Annotated in this window: 1 protein-coding gene; it reads right to left on the reverse strand. The window is 52.0% G+C overall.

Going from position 1 to position 596, the window contains the following annotated elements:
- Nucleotides 1–289: 289 nt before the first annotated feature.
- The coding region (locus P1S46_12420; GenBank protein MDF1537267.1) for a recombination factor protein RarA at nucleotides 290–596 on the reverse strand (307 nt) is incomplete at its 5' end.

Here is a 596-nt window from a genome sequence, read left to right on the forward strand (position 1 = left end):
CAAGGAAGGATTCGATCCAGGATCCAAAAATAGATCCAAGATCCAAAATGGTAATCCGTGATCAGTGATCCCTTATCCGTATATTCTACGTTCTGCGCTCTGCGTAATGCGTACTGCGCTCTATTTCAATCAGATTGCCGCGTCCCTCTCGACCTACTCGATGCTTCTCGTAATGACAATCTTAGGTTTTTCCCCGACACGCCGATACCCCAGCTCTTCCCTCCCCGAATCTTCGTGCCTGCGTGCCTGCGTGGAGCGTGATTGCGTAAGGACCTTACGCACGTACGCTCTACTCACCCACGGGATCTTTCCGCAGCCGCCTCACCTTTTCCTTCAGCTCTTTCAGTCTTTCCCCTATCCACTTTTCCTTTCCATGGAGCGAAGGAGAGTAGTATTTCCTCTCCCCCAACTCCTCCGGGAAAAAACTGTGAACCGACACCCCCTCCGGCATATCGTGGGAATATTCGTACCCCTTGCCGTAATCCAGGTCTTTCATAAGTCGCGTAGGAGCGTTCCTGATGTGAAGGGGCACCTGGTAGGCCTGTTTTTCCTTAACGTCCCTCTGAACGCCCTTGTAGGCCGTGTAAAGAGCGTTG

Source organism: bacterium (assembly GCA_029210545.1).
Classification (GTDB): Bacteria; BMS3Abin14; BMS3Abin14; order BMS3Abin14; family BMS3Abin14; genus JARGFV01.